We start from the raw sequence: 17,556 nt of genomic DNA, 5'->3' as shown, positions 1-17,556 counted from the left end.
AGTGCCGCTGACGGCGCTCCCCTTGTTCAGCTTGGCAAGCTGAAATCGCCTCGCTGATACGCCTTGCAATAGGTTTTCCAATCTTCTTGTACTTGTTTGGCGCACTCGCGGCTGCGTTTGAGCAGTGGTTTGCTCCAACTCTGGTCGGCAGCATGCGCGATCAAGGCATCGGCATTGGCCGAGCCGGAACGGCCGGCACTGCGTAACTGCGCCGAAGCGACTACTATGCCCATCACGCCTATGGCTTGTTTTAAATCGGCATAAGAACTGGCCGAACTATCGAGATTGATGCGGTCTTCGGCTGGTTGCAAAGCGCGCAGCAAATACGATTGGCCGTCGATTTGCACATCCTGCAAAAACGCCATCGACATCGCTTGCATGCGTTTTTGTATCGTCACCACGCGCTCGGCTTCGGATTTCCACTGCGGTTGTGGGGTGTCTAAAAATGGAATTAACGAGGAGGGTAATGCCTGTTTCAGGTCGAGCAGGTAATTGCCGTTGGTGCCGCCTTTACCATGTACCAGAATGATGTAGCGCTCGACGCCGAGGCTGCCGTTGCCGGCCACCCGACGCGCGATGTCGAGCGGTTTGAAGAATTTCTTATCGCTTTGGGTCAGTGCGAATGCTTTTAGAAAACGCGTCACTTTGGCAGCTTGCTTAGCACTTACAGCCAGCGCTTTTTTACCATCGATGCGCAGCCGTCGTTGGCCGTTTTCAAAATAACTGCGGCGGTCGAGAAAATCGCTGCGTTGGCGGAATTTTAATTCGCTGAGCAAATTGCGCACCAAGCCTTGCGCGGTTTCGCGCTCGATCCAATAGGCTTTGCCCTGACTGAGAATCTGCCGATAATGCAGCAAAAATTCTTCCGCTAACTCGCGCGCTTCGGGTGCGCTGACGGCCATGCTGTCGGCCGCCACCTGTATGCTGGTTAATAGCCGCAGCAATTCCCAATTCAGCGGTGCCAGCACGGCTTCATCGAAATCATTGAGATCAAAATAGGCCAAGCGGTTATCGGCTTTATAGCTGCCGAAATTTTCCAAGTGCAGGTCGCCCATGCACCAAGTCAGCGGCACCGGTGCCAGCTTGGCCGCGGCGGCCAGACGGGCGTAAAACAGATGGCAGGTGGCACGCAAAAAAACAAACGGCGAAGTAGTCATATTGTGATACTTCATCGCCAGACGTTCCGCTTCACGCTTGCGGTTGAAGTCCAGTATGACGGCGCAGATATCGATCATGGGGTAGCCTCAATCAGAGTTAGGGTTGGGGTCAGCGGAAGTACTTCTCGAAGCTGGGTTCGGCCAGGCTCTTGAAAACATAGCCTTCCTCGAGCAGACGGCGAATGATGTCATCGATTTGTTTGAGCGTGGATGGATGAATTTCATGCATCAATACGATACCACCATTATGCGCATGCACGGCCGATATCACATGCTCTTGATAATTGCTGCGGTTTTGTGCTGAGACGCCGCAGCTCAGTGCTTCCTTCAGGTCGACCGAACCCTTACGCTCGAAGGCCCAGTCGCAGGAATCGACGTGCCAGCCGATGATGTGCTGATTGATCGATTTCAGTAACTGATTCGCGGCGCAGGTAGAATTTCCATACGGGTAGCGAAACAATTGGGCGGTATTGAAAGCCTTGGTTTCGGCATAATTTTTCAGAATTTCTTCACTCTGCTGGTCAGTAGAAATATCATGAAAATTCGGATGACTCCATGAATGCTGGCCGATCACGCCATAGCCGGAATCTTGTACCAGCTTCAGCAGCTCAGGGTGGGCACGGACTTTTTCACCGATCATGAAAAATGTGGCGGGAATCTGGTACTTCTTGAGTATCGTTAAAATAAATTCGGTTTGTAGCGGTTCGGGCCCATCATCGAAAGTCAGGGCAATTTGTTTGGGCGGCGGTGCCAGCGAAATTTCGGATTCAAAGCGGCAGCTTTGCTTGAGCGTTTCTTCATCGGTGCTCAGGCGTTCCGTGAGCTTATTGATGTGGTGGCGGCGAATCGCGGCCGTATCTTCGCTGTGCAGTGCCGCACTCGGTTCGGCTGCGCTGGCGGCATGCGCCGACGAGGACAGCAACAGGGTGACGCTGAGTAGCGGCAAGCAAAGACGATTTAAGCGTAACATAGGTCAGTAGCGAGGTGGATTCATAGGTCGCCATTATCACCAGTTTTTCACCCCGCCGGGGTGAGAATTTTTACGCTGTGCTCAGGCTGAAACAAAGGCTTTTTCGCGCATCCACTTGGTCGCCACCCATTTTTCGCCGGCTTGTACCGGGCTGCTCGCATGCAGCGAGCGGTAATCGAGCGTGCCGTCGGCAGCGACATATTCGAAGTATAGGGCATTGCCAGGTATCGGCGCGATACGCCAGTCGGTTTCGGGAAACACCGTTTCGCCGCCAGCCTCGACTTCATTCAGATAGCACACCAGCGTGCTGCAGCGTTGCCCGCTGCGCGCCAGCGAAGCGCGCACGGCATCTGTTTCCGGCAGCAGAAAATCATAATGCGGGGCGCTGCCGGCACCGTTCGGGTAATACAAAATTTGTATCCCTTCGCCATTTTCCAGTGGTAAATTCATGATCTCGGCCAGGCGTCGATCCAGCCCGGCGATGAAGGGATTTTCCTTGAGCCGAAAGAACATGCCCTGACTGCTGCGGGTAGGGCTGATGATGTCGGCACCGCTGTGGCGGTCGACGATGGTCGAGGCATGCAAACGCGGCCGCGCCAAGGCGATCAGTTCGGCGCATTCGGCCGCGCTCAGTACATTGCTCAGTAAGGCCAGCGCCGGCCTGGCGGCGCGGGCCGTGACCGTGATCCGGCGGTCATGCGTGTTGATTACATGCGTAGCTGGCAAATGCACGAGCGCGTCGGTATCGACGCCGACATGCAGCGGCACCTGCTGCAAGGGCAGAGCATGGCCGTTACGACGCGCCTTGACAAAGGCGGCCATGATAGCTTGCGCGGCAGCGGCTTCCATCTGTTGCGCTTGCATGACTTCGATCAGCTGAGTCGGCGTGTGGCCACTATCGAGATGGGCCGTGATCCAGCTGCCCAGTTCGGGTGAAAAATTGACGACGGTATGCATACTTAGGCCAGACTCCGCTTATAAATCGACCGCCACCCAAGCTGTGGGCGTGAGTTTGAAACTTTCTTGTAATTGCATGCTGCCGGCACCGTTGATGACGCGTGCCAGCATCGGGAATACCTTTTGAATCTCCGCATCCTTGACCCAGTCGGCGGCGCTGACGCGATAAGTGTAATTGACCACGACCATTTTCTCACTGCCGCTGCTGCTGACGGCTTGCCAGTCAACAACGCGATCGAGCGTTAGTTTCGCTGCGCATAAATCGCCGTTGGCAGTTTTGCTGCTGCCATCGGATTTCATGCTGCGCATCGGTTTGCTCAGATAAAATTCGCGTCCACGTGCGCTCAACTCATAGCGGTGTACCAGCATTTCGGCACTGCGGTCTTCGTCGCTGCTGATCACTTTGGCCACCGAAGATTTTACCAAGCCTAGGCGTTCGAGTACAGGCATTTGCAGGGCATTCCGCGCACCGAGATCGATTTCCTTTTGCGTGACATCGATGGGCCAGGTATTTTTTGCCAGACACAGATCGCCGCGTTGCGCCAGATAGGCTTGCATGCCGACTTGCAGATTTTCGCGATTGAGTTCGGTTTGGCCGCTGCAGGCCGACAGCACACTCAGTGCCGCGGTGACGCATAGGGTAGGAAGCAGTTTTTTCATGTTGAACATAATGGTCTTCAATATTTTAAAATGACGCAATGTGGCGCGCTTATTGGCAGGCTGCGTTGTTGGTCGGACTGCCGGCTTGATAGCCATCGTTCAGCGTGCCGAGAAAGCAGGCCAAGTCGGCCAGGTCTTGGTCTGACATCGGCGGCTTGCTGCCGGCTTTACGTCCGTCCAGTGGCAACTGGGTATCGATATTCGCGCGATACCGAGCCGGTAAATCATCGTATTTACTGACAGTGCCACCGCTGTACTGGGTGGTGATCAAACCGTAGTTCGGAAAGTTGGCGCTCGGGGTTTTCAAGGCCGTGCCGCCGATGGTCGGGTACCAGATCTCAGGATTGGTATCGCGGGTATTATAAAACTGCAGTACCTGCAGCAAAGAAGTCAGTACGCCGTTATGGAAAAACACTTGGCGTGTGCTGACATTACGCAGCGTCGGTGTTTTAAACATGCCGCAATAAGCATTGGCGCTGTTGGCCGTGGCGGGCAAATGGTCGCGCCGGAACGGGCCGCAAATGCCTTCATCGATGAAGCTCGGGTCCAGATTGACTGCGTTGGCACGGTTGCGCGGCACGCCGATGGCTGCATAGGAAAAATCGGTGAACAGACCGGAGCTGCCTTCGCGTCCGGCACCTTGATAATGACAGGAAGCGCAATTGCCGGTGTTCGGGTCGGAAAAAATTTTCAATCCGCGTGCCTCGGCAGCGCTGAAGGTGCCGCCGAGCTTATTCGATGCATGTAAATCGAATTTGCTGCTGTATGGATGAAAGCTGCTGTCTTCCAATTGAAATGCTTGCAAAGCCAATGTGGCATTGTTAAAGGCGGCCTTGCTGTCGGCGAAGGCATCGGTCCCGAAGGCGGCGGTAAACAGTGCAGCATAGCTGGCAGTTTTCAATTTGGCGACCACGGCGTCGCCACTGGCATTGGCCATTTCGGCCGCATTGAGCAAGGGAATGGCGGCTTGTGCCGCCAAACTGTCGACCCGGCCGTCTTGGGTAAACCCGCCGCCCGGTCCGGGCGCGCTGATGCCATCGGGATTGTCGAGCAGATCGGCATAGGCCGGTGTCACGTCTTTATAACGCAAGGATGGCGCAGCGCGGCTGCCGGGCTGATCGAGCGCGATACCGCCTAATTGCACCGCCAACTTATTCGGCGGACCATACGCGAAATTCGGATCGTGGCAGGTGGCGCACGACATCTTGCCGGAACCCGAGAGGTTCTGGTCAAAAAATATTTTTTGTCCGACCAAGGCTGCGGCACTGAGCTTGCTCACGCTGGCACTGACGTTGTTGCTGGTAGCGACGGTGTCGCCGACTTTGTTCGGGCCGCCGCAGGCACACAGCGCCAGAGTTAACAAACTGACGAACACGTGGCGGACGGGGAGGCAGAAAGAGTTATGCATAGTCGATCAAATCAAGCTGCCGGCGCGTGCAATGCAGCACGCCGGCAGGGGTAAGGCGGGGAGGGCTTATTTCAAAGCCCAGACACTGGTTTGGTTGACGTCGGCACCGGTTTGTGCCGGTGTCGTGACGTCAGCGGTTTGCTTTTGTACATAGGTCGCCGGAATCACGAAGGCGTGATTGATCGGACGAACCGAGTCAAAGTGGGTATCGGCGCTGCCTGTATATTCCGGCAAATTGAGGATGTTAGCCGAGATGAATTTTTCCGTGTACTTGGAACGATTCATATAGCTCGCATCATTGACCGGATCGGCCAGGCCGAACATGTCTTGCAAGGTGCGCACGAAGGAGAAGTGGCTGTAGGCATCGCTGTCGGCAATTCCCTTCGGTGCTTTGGCTTGGTTGTTGAGTATGCCGAACACACTTTGACCGTGGCCACGATTCCCCTTGCTGTAGTTGTTGATGCTGCTGTCGACCGACCAACTGCCATCAGCATTTTGCTTGAGCGGATTAGCGACGGTACTGTTGGCGACATTCCAGCCGCAGCAGGAATTGAGACCAGTGGTGGCATTACCTTCATCGAACATCAAGACGATGGCGACGCGTTTTTGCGGGTTAGTCCACAACGGTGAAGCTTGGATTTTCTTCACCAAACCATCGATGAAATTATCGCCGCGGGTGATGATCGCGCCGCCGGTGGCAACGGCGACGTTGTTGGCAACACTGGAGCAATCACTGGCCGAGGTGACCACGCCATTGAGCGTGCCTTTGATGGTGATGCCATGCATGTCGTCGCACTGATCGGGCATGATGAAGTTGATGCTGCCGACATTACCAGATAGCAAATCTGTACCGAATTGATCGGCATTGTAATTGGCCGGAATCGCATAGGCACTGCCGTTTTTCAAAACAGCATCCCACTGACCGCCACCCATGGTGCGGTTACTGTATTTCCATTCCGGGGCACTGCGCACATTTTGATACGCCATGCCTGGATGATGCTTGGTTTTGTACAGGCCGGCCGGCATGGACAGTGTTAATGCGGCGTTACCGATGGTGCTGGTATTGCCGCCCAGAGTGCCCGGTGCATAGACATGATCGGTGGCGATCACGGCGGCGTCAGCCACGCTGTCGGTACGTAAATCTTGGCCCGGATTGGTCGACTCGTTATAGGTTCTCCAGCTCAAGCCGACCTTGCTGAGAGCATTGAACAAATTCGCTTTGCCGACAATATTGTGATTGACCGCCGCTACTTGGGTACAAGTCGAGGCAAACGGCGAGCTGGCTAAGCCAGGCTGGGTATTGTCCGGTACCGGCGTGTCTTGTACCGCATTGGCACCGGTGGCGTCGCAATTCCATTGGCTGTCATCGGCGATACCGAAATCATCGGCGCCACCGAGTGCGGTGTAGTTCGGCTCACTTGGGTAGCCGGTTGCATAGTAGCTGGTCAATTGATTGCCAGCTTGCAAATAGCCGTTGATTTTCGGTGCGAATGGCGAATTCAAAATCGATGAAGTCGCTTTATTTTCCAGCATGACAATGAAAATATGATCGTAACGTGGCACGCCTTCGACGTTGAACGCGGCTTGCTGCGATTGTAAGAAAGTGATCGGTGCGCGCGTATCGGCCGTATTGGCTGTGATGGCCGTGACATTGCCCAAACCTTTCAGGCGCGGATCGCCACCCGGTACCGCCAGCGCATCGGGAAACAAATCACCGCGGTCGAGCTTGGTGATGGCGTAGGCGAAGCGATTGCTCAAAGTGTTGGCTTCGCTCAGCAAGGCGGCTTGGGTCGTGCCGGTAGCGCTGTTGACGTCGCTCAGAACGGCTGTTACTGCCACGCCGAGACGGGTCGCGAGATTTTGTTTTTCGACTGCATAGGTGCTGCCATTGGCTTCACTCATGCGTGTCACTTCCGACGACAGCGAGCTGATCACGATGCCGGTGCCAGCTTGTTCGGCGACTTGATCGATCGAGACACGGAACACATTGCGGCTGGCTAATTTAGCGCCGCTGGCGCTGTTAGTTGCACTGGTACCGAGGTCGGCGATCAGCGCAGCATTGGCTGGCAGAGTAATTGAGAAATTACCGTTGGCATCGGTGCTGACCGGATTTTCGCTGCTGTCGCATTTGCCATTGTTATTGGCGTCGACGCAGACCAGTGCCGCTTGATGGTAACCGGCCTTGATGGTCGGGTCGGTAGCTGAACCGGCGATCAAGGCGCTGGCTGTGACCACGCCCTTAAGGATGACAGTCGGAGCGCTGACGGTGGAGCTGCCGGAACAAGCAGACAGCAAAGCGGCCGCTGCGGCGATCGCACTGAGAGAAAAATGCATTGATGCGTTTTTCGAATTAGACATGGAATAATCCTGTAGCAAGGTTGGATGTCGACAGACAACGGTGCAATCGCAGCGCCAAATCGTTTTGGGCTAAAAATCACAGTTCGTCAGCATGGCAGAAAATAAACTTGCAAATATGAACTTTTAATGACATTTCACCATCGCCTGGCCGCGCTGCTCGATATGCAGTGCTGCGCCTCGATGGAACTATTGCAGACCCCCAGGCTCAGACGAAGCAATGTGCGCGCAGCTTGCGCATTCATCGCTTACTGCTATCCTTGATTGGATGCATAGCCCACCAGCCACAAGGAGCAGCAGACATGCCATCCATCTTGAAAACATCCACAGTACGCATCATGCAGGCCGCCTGCCTGATGCTTGCTTTTACGCAAAATTCCCAGGCCGAGGCCGTGCTGTTCCAGCAAGTACGTATTTTTGATGGCACCGGCACGAGCTTGTCGGCACCATCGGATGTCTTGGTAGATGGCAAGTACATCGTCAAAATTTCGCGCACACCGCTGCAAGCGGCGGCCGGTTCGGCGACCCGCATCATCCAAGGCAAAGGGCGCACCCTGATGCCGGGCTTGATCGATGCCCACACCCATCTGATGTTTGCAACTGTGCCGCAGATGGTCTTGCTGACGGCCGATATCGGTTACATCAATGTGGCGGCAGTCAAGGCCGCCGCCGACATGTTGCAGCGCGGCTTTACCAGCGTGCGCGACTTGGGCGGACCGGTATTCGGTTTGAAACGGGGTATAGACAGTGGCTTGGTACCCGGTCCGCGGATTTGGCCCAGCGGTGCCTTCCTGTCGCAAACCGGCGGTCATGGCGATTTTCGTTTTCCCAATGAATTTCCTATCCAAGCCGGTGCTTCCTCATATGCCGAGCGAGTCGGTGCCACGGTCATTGCCGACAATGCCGACACCGTGCGCATGCGCAGCCGCGAGTTGTTGGCACTTGGGGCGACGCAACTGAAATTGATGGCCGGTGGCGGCGTTTCGTCGAGCATGGATCCGCTCGACGTGACCCAATATACGGTGGAAGAGTTGCGTGCGGCAGTCGAAGCGGCTGCTAACTGGGGCACGTATGTGACCGTGCATGCCTACACGCCGCGTGCGGTGCGCCAAGCGATCGAAGCCGGCGTTCAATGCATCGATCATGGGCAATTGCTCGATGAGGCGACGGCCCAGTTGATGGCGAAAAAAGGCATTTGGTGGAGCTTGCAGCCGTTCTTGGACGACGGCCATTCCAGCCATGCCGAAGGCTCGTCTAACCGTAAGAAAGAACTCGAAATGGTCGGCGGCACCGAACATGCTTATGCGCTGGCCAAGAAGTATCAAATCAAAACTGCCTGGGGCACCGACATACTGTTCAGCGCCCAAGCCGCAGCCAAACAAGGTCAACAATTAGTCGATATGCTGCGCTGGTATACGCCGGCGGAAGCCTTGAAAATGGCAACGGCCGACAATGCCGCCTTGCTGGCCCTGTCGGGCGCGCGCAGCCCGTATGCCGGCAAACTTGGCGTGGTGCAGGAGGGGGCCTTGGCCGATTTGTTGCTGGTTGATGGAGATCCGCTCGCCCATCTTCAGCTTGTGGCCGATCCCGGCAAGAATTTTCTTGTGATCATGAAGGATGGGCAGATTTATAAAAACAGCCTGCCTTAAATTTGTGGGGCGCGGCCAGCTTGCTGGAGTCCGCGCATTCCCACATCAAAAAATTTTTCTGTGTCCCCTCAGAACTAATTTCCAATTCAGATGACTAAGCTGGTCGTCGCGACGAAACTACTTGCTCCAAGGCAATTTCTGCGCTTCCCCTGTTACATGTAAAACATTCCACCGGCCCACTCTGCCTTCGCTGGCGCGTGGGTGCTTAAGGACGCGCAGGTAGCAGCGCGATTGGAGAATCTATGTTTGGTGTGTTTGAAAAATTAGCTCATCCCTATCCCGATGCGGAGCCGGTGCGTCCGCCCCAAAGACTATTGGCATTTCTTTGGCATTGCACTGACGGTGTGCGCCGCTATATCGCCGCGATGGCGCTGTGCAGTGCTGCCAGCGGGGCATTTGACGCTTTATTGTTCAATATGCTGGGCAGCATCGTTGACCAGTTGGCGAACATCTCGCCCGAGCGCCTTTGGATTGATGCGCGCGGGCAGCTACTTGTTCTGGCTGGGATCATGTTGGCCAGCCCGCTCTTGGTCGGCCTCGGTGCACTGCTGCGCTGGCAAACCATAGGCAGCAATATGCCGATGCGCTTACGTTGGCTGTTTCATCGCTTGATGTTGGGTCAAAGCAGTAGTTTCTATGCCAATGAATTTGCCGGACGGGTATCGGCTAAGGTCATGCAAACCGCGATGGCGGTACGCGATATTGCGTTTGTGATGGCCGATGCGCTGGTCTTTGTCAGCGTCACCTTCGTCACCATGGTGGTATTGGCCGGCGCGCTCAATACTTGGCTGCTGCTGCCGTTCTTGGTGTATATCAGTTTGTATATTTTGGCGCTGAGTTTCTTCGTACCGCGTATGACCAAAGTCTCACAAGAGCAATCTGATGCGCACTCAATGCTGACCGGCCGCATCACCGATGCGTATGCGAATATGACGACGATCAAGTTGTTTTCTCATTCGCGCCGCGAGGCGAATTATGCCAAGGTGGCGATGCAAGAATATTTGCAAACGGCTTACGGCCAAAGTCGTTTGATTACCGCCTCCGATGTGCTGCTGCATACGCTCAATATGCTGTTGATACTTGCTGTGGCCGGGTTGGCGATGCACTTGTGGACGCAAGATCAGTTGGGCGTGGGGGCGGTCGCAGCGGCAACCGCGATGGCTATTCGCGTCAATAGTTTTTCGCATTGGATGTTGTGGGAAATGGCGGCGCTGTTCGAACATGTCGGGACCGTACAGGACGGCATCAACACCTTAGCGCGGCCCAATCTTTTGCGTGACCAAGAGGACGCCGCACCCTTGCGCGTGACGCGCGGCGAGCTGCGCTTTGAGCAGGTCTGTTTTTCTTACGGCGGTACGCGGCGCGTGATTGATCAATTGTCGCTGCATATCCGTGCCGGTGAAAAAATCGGATTGGTCGGACGTTCGGGGGCAGGCAAGTCTTCCATCGTCAATATCCTGCTGCGTACTTACGATATTGAATCGGGCCGTGTGCTGATTGATGGTCAGAATATCGCGCACATCACGCAAGACAGTTTGCGTGCACAAATCGGTCTGGTGACGCAAGACAGCTCTTTGCTGCATCGCTCGGTGCGCGACAATATCATCTATGGCCGACCGGATGCCAGCGAGGCCGACATGATCGCCGCCGCCAAACGCGCAGCGGCGCATGACTTTATACTCAGTTTGGTCGACGGCGAGGGCCGCCGTGGGTATGACGCCCATGTCGGTGAACGCGGCGTGAAGCTATCGGGTGGGCAACGGCAGCGCATCGCGATTGCCCGCGTGATGCTCAAGAACGCGCCGATTTTAGTGCTCGACGAAGCCACCAGTGCGCTCGATTCGGAGGTGGAGGCAAGCATACAAACCAGCTTGGCGCAATTAATGGAGGGCAAGACCGTGCTGGCGATTGCGCATAGGCTCAGTACCATTGCGGCGATGGATAGATTGCTTGTCATCGATCGTGGTGAAATCCTTGAACAAGGTGATCACCAAACCCTGCTGGCGCGCGGCGGTCTGTATGCCAGTATGTGGTCGCGTCAGTCGGGTGGTTTTTTGGGGGAAGAGGGTGACGATGATATTCGCCCCATTTCTTCCGGGTTCCAACCAGTCCCTGGTGCCTGAAGCCATCTTGCTCAGCTGTTGATAACAGGCAGTTGATGGAGTTCAGGATGTTCAACTTCTTCAATTAATTCGATCACGGCGCGGCAGGCCAGCGTCAGTTGTACATGGCGCGACATTGCCAAGGCAATGTAGCGGCTTAATTCTGGCTCTTCCAACCGAGATGCCTGCAGTCGCAGTGCCTTGTCGGCACCTGAGATGGCGAAGGGGCCAAGTAAGGCATACATGCCGCCGCCGCCAACGAGCTGGGTTTGGAAACCCAGTGAATCGGCTTCGGCAGCGACGTTGAGCGTGATGCCACGGTCTGCTGCCAATTGATCTAAGCGGTCGCGCCATGAGTTTGGGCGGCAGAATAGTATCAGCGGCAGGTGATCGAGTGTATCGAAACGGACCGTTTCTGCACGCGTCAGCGGATCGCCATGTGGCCCGACTAGAAATGTCGGTGTCTTGGTCAAATAAATGTCGCCATTGCTGGGGACGGGGTTGTGGCGGTATAGGATTGCCAGATCCACTTCGCCACTTTCCAGCCAGGTTTCCAGCTGCGCCCCCTGGCCTTCGCGTACGATGAGCTGAACCAGCGGATAGCGTTTTTTTAATTCATGATAGAGCGTGCTTGCCAAGGGATGCGAGGTGGATGGCAAGACGCCGATACGTACCGTACCCACCGGCGTACCGGCCGTGGCACGGATATCGTTTTCCAGTTGTTCAGTCTGCGTGATCCAGACGCGCACGCGTGGCGCGATACGCCGCCCCAATTCCGTCAACACCATGCCACGCCCAGTCCGTTGGAATAAGCGCCCACCGCACTCACGTTCCAGTTCGCTGATCTGCCGACTGATGTGAGGCTGTGTCGTGCCATAGGCAAACGCCGCTTTGGTCAGACTGCCCAGTTCACTGACATCGACAAACAACTTCCATGCTGAGTAGTTCATGCACTCTCCAGTTATGTAATATTTAGTATAGCTGAAATGTCTGATACCTGTCTTCTCGCATATCATGGCATGGCCTACACTTTGCTGAAATGCTGGTTAAGCCAGCCCCCCTTCGAAAACCAAGGAGACATGCAATGAAGTTAGTCGCATATGAATACAATGGGCAAGCCGTCTATGGCGTCTTGTCCGGCCAACAAATTATCGAACTCGATGCCAGCCTGCTGGCCCGGTATCCGGACATCCGCGCGGTACTCGATGCACAAGCCTTACCGGACGTTGCGGCCGCTGTTGCTGGTAAAGCGGCGACCTTGTCGTTATCAGATGTCCAACTGCTGCCACCGCTGAGTAACCCGCGTAAAATCTTTTGCGTCGGACTCAATTACAAGTCACATGTCGCCGAGACCAAGCGTCCGGACGCGCCTTATCCGGCAATTTTTCTACGCTTTGCCGATACCCTCATCGCCGACGGTGCGCCCTTGTGTTTTCCTTTCTCCAAGTCGCATATGTTCGATTACGAAGGGGAGCTGGCGCTGGTGATTGGTAAAGGTGGCAGCGACATCGCCGAAGCCGATGCGCTCAGCCACATCGCCGGTTACGCTTGCTTCAACGATGGCACGGTGCGCGACTGGCAGCGCCACACTCACCAATGGACACCGGGAAAAAACTTTGCTCACACCGGTGCGTTTGGACCCGCGCTGGTGACGGCGGACGACATCGCCGATATCACCCGTGTTGAGCTGACTACGCGGCTCAATGGCGAAGTGGTCCAGCAAGCGCCGCTGTCCGATTTGATCTTCTCCTTGCCAGTCATCATCGCCTACCTGTCCCGTTTCACTACATTGAGTCCAGGCGACATCATCGCCACGGGTACACCGGGTGGCGTTGGTGATCGTCGTGAACCGCCGCTGTATTTGAAGCAGGGTGATGTCGTCGAAGTGGAAATTACAGAAATCGGCAAATTGCGCAATGTCGTTGAGGCCATTTAAAAAAATCAATTGGAGTCAAAAATATGATGAACCCTAACAAATCGAGTCAGCGCAGTACCGGTCATCTGCGGATCGCGGTGGATATCGGCGGTACCTTTACCGACTTGGCGATACTCAATGAACAAACCGGTGAACTGTCGTTTGGTAAGGCACTGTCTACCCATGGTCAACTGGTCGATGGTATTCAGAATACCTTGGACAGTGCCGGTGCCCATGTCGAAAATGGCGGCCTGTTTCTGCATGGATCGACGATCGTGATCAATACTCTGCTGGAGCGCAACGGTGCTAAAACTGCGCTGCTGATCACCCAAGGCTTCCGTGATATCTATGAGATCGGTCGGGTCAATCGCCCCGACGCTTACAATCTGTTTTTCTCCAAGCACGAGCCGCTGATACCTCGCTCGTTGCGCTATGAAGTACCCGAGCGCCTGCTGGCCGACGGCAGCATCTACCAGGCCCTCGATGAAGACCGAGTACGCGCTCTGGCACGCGAACTCAAGGAGCAAGGGGTTGAGGCGGTCGCGATTCTGCTGCTGCATTCGTATCGTAATCCGGCACACGAAATTCGCGTGCGCGAAATCGTGCGTGAAGAAATGCCTGGCGTGTTCGTCACCGCTTCGCACGAATTGTCGCAAGAGTACCGTGAGTTCGAGCGCGTCTCTACCGTTGCCGCCAATGCCTATGTCGGACCGCGGGTGTCGGCTTATCTCGGTGAATTGGAGTCGCACTTGACTCAGCAAGGATTCCCAGGCGATTTTTATGCCGTGCAATCGACCGGCGGATTGTTCCCGCTCGACCATGCGCGCCGCGAATGTGTACGCATGCTTGAATCGGGGCCGGCGGCCGGAGTGATCGGTGCCCAAGCCATCTGCGCGCAACTTGGTTTGGGTGATGCCATTGCCTTTGATATGGGCGGCACTACCGCCAAGGCTGGCGTGATCAGCGAGGGCAAGCCACTGACCAGCAGCAGCGCGCTGATCGGCGGTTATGAAAAGGCCTTGCCGATTCAGATACCGATGATAGACATCTTCGAAGTCGGCACCGGCGGCGGTAGTATTGCCCGGTTGGAAGTGGGTAATGCGCTGCGTGTCGGGCCGCAGAGTGCCGGATCAATACCTGGCCCAGCGTGCTATCGCCGCGGCGGTACCGAGCCGACTGTCACCGATGCCAACCTCTTGCTCGGCCGCTTGGATGAAAATAATTTTCTTGGTGGCGAAATGCTGCTCGATAAAGCGGCTGCCACGCATGCCATGAACGAACGCATAGGCAAGCCGCTCGAGCTCGATCCGATCAAGGCCGCCGACGGTATCTTGCGCATCGCTGTTACGGCCATGTCGCATGCGGTCAAGGCCGTCACCACCGAGCGCGGACTCGACGCCGGACGTTTCACCATGGTGGTCTATGGCGGTGCGGGTCCCTTGCATGCTTCGGCCATTGCGCGTGAACTGGGGATTCGTAAGGTACTCATTCCTTACGCGCCGGGCTACTTCTCGGCCTACGGTATGCTGTTTTCTGATCTGCGTTACGACTATGTCCGCTCGGTATTTCGCAAGCTCGACGACGTCTCTTTCGAGGATATCGAAGCGATCTACGCGGAAATGGAAGCCGAGGGGCGTGCCGCCTTAGCGCAGTCTGCCGTTACGCCGGAAGCCATCGTGATCGAACGCGCCGCTGATATGCGTTACGTTGGCCAAGAACACGCGGTGGCGGTTGAATTGGAGACCGCCTATTTTGCGCGGCAAGATCGCGATGCCATTAAACAGCGCTTTGATGCGGTACATGCAGTTCGTTATGGTATCTCCGCGCCGGCTGAGCCGGCCGATCTGGTCAGTCTGCGAGTGACGGTGTTAGGTGTCATGCGCAAGCCGCCGCGCCATACCGTTGAAGAGGGTGGTATCACGCCGCCGGACGAGGCGCTGCGCACCTGTAAGCCAGTCTACTTCCGCTCGGCGCAGGCCTTTGTCGCTACCAATGTCTACAAACGTCATTTGCTGCGTAGCGGGAACCGCATCGATGGGCCGGCGTTGATCGAGGAGCACGCTTCAACCACGGTGATACAACCGGGTGATCATGCCATAGTCGACGTGTGCGGCAACTTGCAAATAACTATCGGGAGCGAATTATAATGAAAGCCACACCAGCAGTCGACGCTGTAACCGTCGAAATTATCCGCAACGGTCTGATCGCCGTGACGGAAGAAATGAAGTCTAACCTGACTCGCACCGCCTACAATCTGATTATCTACGAAGCACTCGACTTTACCGTCGGCTTATTTACGGTCAACGGTGATTCGATCTCGATCGGCCTCGGCTTGCCAATGTTCATCCGTGGCATGAGTGAGACGGTCAAGGCTAAGATACGTCATTTTGGATTGGAAAATATTAAGCCCGGCGATATCCTCGTCACCAATGACGCGTACATCACCGGCAGCCATTTGAACCATTTCACCTTCACCATGCCGGTCTACCACGACAGCCAACTGATCGGCTTTACCTGCTGTATGGCGCACTGGTTGGATGTCGGCGGTACCTTGGGTCAGATCACTACGGATATCTATTCCGAGGGGATCCAGATTCCTATCGTCAAATATCGTAAGGAAGGTATCGTCAATCAAGATTTACTCGATATCATCGCCATGAACGTACGCCTGTCGGAACGCGCCATGGGCGATCTGCGCGCACAAATTACCGCCATCACGACCGGTGAGCGGCGCTATTTGGATCTGGTGCAGCGTTATGGTTGGTCGGCGGTAACGGCTTCGGTACAGCAGATCATGGACCATTCAGAGGCACTGGCTAGGGCGAACACGCGGACCATTCCGGATGGCGTGTATGAGGCCGAATCGTTTATGGATGATGATGGTCTCGAAGTCGGTAAGCGCATTCCTATCCGGGTCAAGGTGATCGTTCAGGGTGATGAAATGACGGTCGACTTCACCGATGTGGCCAAGCAGGTACGTGGTTTCTACAATTCAGGTTTCAGTACTGGTATCGCTTGCGCACAGGTTGCCTACAAATGCCTGACTACGCCGACCGATTATCCGGTGAATGACGGCAGCTTCCGCTCCTTGAAGGTGATTATGCCGATGGGAACCGTGATCAGTGCCGAGCGGCCGTTCCCGATGCGGGTCTGGATGACCTTCCCGATGACGGTCATCGATACGATTTTCAAGGCCTTGGCATCAGCGATTCCTGCACGTGCCATTGCTGGTCACCATGCCGACTTGGTGTTCCCCAACATTCACGGGATTTCGCCCGAGGATGGCCGGTTATTTATTGTCGGTATCGGCCCGCTTGGCGGTGGCTGGGGTGCAAAGGCGCGCGAGGATGGAGTCTCTGCAACGGTCTGCATTAACGATGGCGATACCCATAACAGTCCTACCGAACAATTGGAATCGAAATATCCGGTGCTGGTGGAAAGTTATCGCTTGCGTCAGGACAGTGCCGGTCCAGGGCGTCAGCGCGGTGGCTTGGGTGCAGAAATGGTCGTACAAGCCTTGTCACCGTTTGCCGTCACCACCCGTATCGATCGGGTTCACTGCAAGCCATGGGGGCTAGATGGAGGCAGTGAAGCGGCCGGCAACGGCATAGGAATTCGGCGCAACGGCGTATGGGATGAAGAGCTGCCCAACGCCAAGATTTTCAATGTCCGCCTTGCCCGTGGCGATGCTTACAAGATGCTCTCTGGCGGTGGTGGTGGCTTTGGCGCCGCTGCTGAGCGTGACCCGGAGTTGGTGGCTCACGATGTCCGCGAAGGCTACGTCAGCACGCTGCAAGCCGAACAGGCATATCGGGTAGCGCTGACCGCGGATGGTCAGGTGGATGCCGCAGCCACAGAGCGTCTGCGCGCGCTCGAACCGTCTGCCACGGTCTGAGATCATGGAACTTGCCATGAGCACCGGAGTAGCCTGCATTGCGCAGGAATTGCTCGATATCTGGCAACGCTTGTCTAGCCAGCACGTCGCCTTGGCGACGGGCTGCGCCTGTGGCATCGGTGGTGTTACCCTGCGGCTGCAGGATTTCGAGCAGGATATCGCCGATTACCTGTTGGCGCAGGCTCAACGCGCTCAGCGCAGCGACGTCAGCACTTTTTTACGCCGCCATGGCGTCGATGCGGACGGCGCTGCCTGGCATCTCGGCATTCTGTTAGCTGCGCTGATGGATACTGGCGTGACCATGTGCCTAGATCCCGACGTGGCGGAGTTTATCCTGTCCAGACTGGGAAAGACCTTGCGCTCGTTTGCGAAACTACACGGCTAGAAGGAAGATGATATGGAACACGGGAATGCTATAGTGGATCCACATATCCGGACAACAGTTTAAACTAGTGTCTGTCGAAAAGAGACGAGGCAGACCATGAGTG

13 protein-coding genes are annotated in these 17,556 nt (G+C 55.8%); 6 read left to right on the top strand and 7 right to left on the bottom strand.

The features are described 5' to 3' along the window. Positions 1–26: 26 nt before the first annotated feature. From QN359_RS13550 to QN359_RS13525, 6 genes are all read right to left on the bottom strand, one after another. Positions 27–1,235, bottom strand: a complete 1,209-nt coding sequence (locus QN359_RS13550) for a DUF2252 domain-containing protein (RefSeq protein ID WP_322249599.1) — start codon at positions 1,233–1,235, stop codon at positions 27–29. A 31-nt stretch (positions 1,236–1,266) separates the two neighbouring features. Then, the gene (locus QN359_RS13545) at positions 1,267–2,127 is read right to left on the bottom strand and encodes a polysaccharide deacetylase family protein (RefSeq protein ID WP_322249598.1); all 861 of its coding nucleotides are present in this window, start codon (positions 2,125–2,127) and stop codon (positions 1,267–1,269) included. Positions 2,128–2,208: 81 nt separating this feature from the next. Continuing rightward, positions 2,209–3,084 (bottom strand): 2OG-Fe(II) oxygenase, encoded by an 876-nt coding sequence (locus tag QN359_RS13540; protein WP_322249597.1) that lies wholly within the window; start codon positions 3,082–3,084, stop codon positions 2,209–2,211. An 18-nt stretch (positions 3,085–3,102) separates the two neighbouring features. Beyond that, a complete protein-coding gene (locus QN359_RS13535; protein WP_322249596.1) occupies positions 3,103–3,753 on the bottom strand; it encodes a hypothetical protein in 651 nt (216 codons plus the stop codon). 40 nt (positions 3,754–3,793) lie between these two features. After that, positions 3,794–5,152, bottom strand: coding sequence for a cytochrome-c peroxidase (locus tag QN359_RS13530; protein ID WP_322249595.1), 1,359 nt, complete (start codon positions 5,150–5,152; stop codon positions 3,794–3,796). Positions 5,153–5,218: 66 nt separating this feature from the next. Then, positions 5,219–7,510 carry a phosphoesterase gene (locus QN359_RS13525; RefSeq protein WP_322249594.1) on the bottom strand — a complete coding sequence of 764 codons (2,292 nt, stop codon included), beginning with the start codon at positions 7,508–7,510 and terminating at the stop codon, positions 5,219–5,221. Between the two features lie 299 nt (positions 7,511–7,809). Here QN359_RS13525 and QN359_RS13520 point away from each other — a divergent pair, with 299 nt between their 5' ends. Together QN359_RS13520 and QN359_RS13515 are read left to right on the top strand one after the other, a co-directional pair. Then, positions 7,810–9,156, top strand: a complete 1,347-nt coding sequence (locus tag QN359_RS13520; RefSeq protein WP_322249593.1) for an amidohydrolase family protein — start codon at positions 7,810–7,812, stop codon at positions 9,154–9,156. Between the two features lie 242 nt (positions 9,157–9,398). Beyond that, positions 9,399–11,279, top strand: coding sequence for an ABC transporter ATP-binding protein (locus QN359_RS13515; RefSeq protein WP_322249592.1), 1,881 nt, complete (start codon positions 9,399–9,401; stop codon positions 11,277–11,279). Between the two features lie 11 nt (positions 11,280–11,290). Here the strand turns inward: QN359_RS13515 and QN359_RS13510 are convergent, their stop codons facing one another. Continuing rightward, positions 11,291–12,208 (bottom strand): LysR family transcriptional regulator, encoded by a 918-nt coding sequence (locus QN359_RS13510; RefSeq protein ID WP_322249591.1) that lies wholly within the window; start codon positions 12,206–12,208, stop codon positions 11,291–11,293. A gap of 134 nt (positions 12,209–12,342) precedes the next feature. Between QN359_RS13510 and QN359_RS13505 the strand changes: the two genes are divergently transcribed. The 4 genes from QN359_RS13505 to QN359_RS13490 are packed head-to-tail and all read left to right on the top strand — an operon-like array spanning position 12,343 to position 17,453. Continuing rightward, on the top strand, positions 12,343–13,194 hold the full coding sequence (locus QN359_RS13505) for a fumarylacetoacetate hydrolase family protein (RefSeq protein WP_322249590.1): 852 nt from the start codon (positions 12,343–12,345) through the stop codon (positions 13,192–13,194). 23 nt (positions 13,195–13,217) lie between these two features. Then, positions 13,218–15,320: a hydantoinase/oxoprolinase family protein gene (locus QN359_RS13500; RefSeq protein ID WP_322249589.1), complete on the top strand. Its 2,103-nt coding sequence runs from the start codon at positions 13,218–13,220 to the stop codon at positions 15,318–15,320. Then, positions 15,320–17,068: a hydantoinase B/oxoprolinase family protein gene (locus QN359_RS13495; protein WP_322249588.1), complete on the top strand. Its 1,749-nt coding sequence runs from the start codon at positions 15,320–15,322 to the stop codon at positions 17,066–17,068. The genes QN359_RS13500 and QN359_RS13495 overlap by 1 nt, the downstream gene beginning before the upstream one ends. 16 nt (positions 17,069–17,084) lie before the next feature. Further along, positions 17,085–17,453, top strand: coding sequence for a hypothetical protein (locus tag QN359_RS13490; protein ID WP_322249587.1), 369 nt, complete (start codon positions 17,085–17,087; stop codon positions 17,451–17,453). Positions 17,454–17,556 lie beyond the last annotated feature (103 nt).

Origin of the sequence: Undibacterium sp. 5I2 (genome assembly GCF_035019605.1) — a bacterium.
In the GTDB taxonomy this organism is placed as follows: Bacteria; Pseudomonadota; Gammaproteobacteria; order Burkholderiales; family Burkholderiaceae_D; genus Undibacterium.
Note: the sequence above shows the minus strand (reverse complement) of the source record. Positions and strands in the feature narration are given on the sequence as shown.

Coding starts and splice junctions, on each gene's coding strand:
- QN359_RS13530 (WP_322249595.1), bottom strand. CDS start 5,152: ATGCATAACTCTTTCTGCCTCCCCGTCCGCCACGTGTTCGTCAGTTTG.
- QN359_RS13490 (WP_322249587.1), top strand. CDS start 17,085: ATGAGCACCGGAGTAGCCTGCATTGCGCAGGAATTGCTCGATATCTGG.
- QN359_RS13495 (WP_322249588.1), top strand. CDS start 15,320: ATGAAAGCCACACCAGCAGTCGACGCTGTAACCGTCGAAATTATCCGC.
- QN359_RS13540 (WP_322249597.1), bottom strand. CDS start 3,084: ATGCATACCGTCGTCAATTTTTCACCCGAACTGGGCAGCTGGATCACG.
- QN359_RS13520 (WP_322249593.1), top strand. CDS start 7,810: ATGCCATCCATCTTGAAAACATCCACAGTACGCATCATGCAGGCCGCC.
- QN359_RS13500 (WP_322249589.1), top strand. CDS start 13,218: ATGATGAACCCTAACAAATCGAGTCAGCGCAGTACCGGTCATCTGCGG.
- QN359_RS13535 (WP_322249596.1), bottom strand. CDS start 3,753: ATGTTCAACATGAAAAAACTGCTTCCTACCCTATGCGTCACCGCGGCA.
- QN359_RS13505 (WP_322249590.1), top strand. CDS start 12,343: ATGAAGTTAGTCGCATATGAATACAATGGGCAAGCCGTCTATGGCGTC.
- QN359_RS13515 (WP_322249592.1), top strand. CDS start 9,399: ATGTTTGGTGTGTTTGAAAAATTAGCTCATCCCTATCCCGATGCGGAG.
- QN359_RS13550 (WP_322249599.1), bottom strand. CDS start 1,235: ATGATCGATATCTGCGCCGTCATACTGGACTTCAACCGCAAGCGTGAA.
- QN359_RS13525 (WP_322249594.1), bottom strand. CDS start 7,510: ATGTCTAATTCGAAAAACGCATCAATGCATTTTTCTCTCAGTGCGATC.
- QN359_RS13510 (WP_322249591.1), bottom strand. CDS start 12,208: ATGAACTACTCAGCATGGAAGTTGTTTGTCGATGTCAGTGAACTGGGC.
- QN359_RS13545 (WP_322249598.1), bottom strand. CDS start 2,127: ATGTTACGCTTAAATCGTCTTTGCTTGCCGCTACTCAGCGTCACCCTG.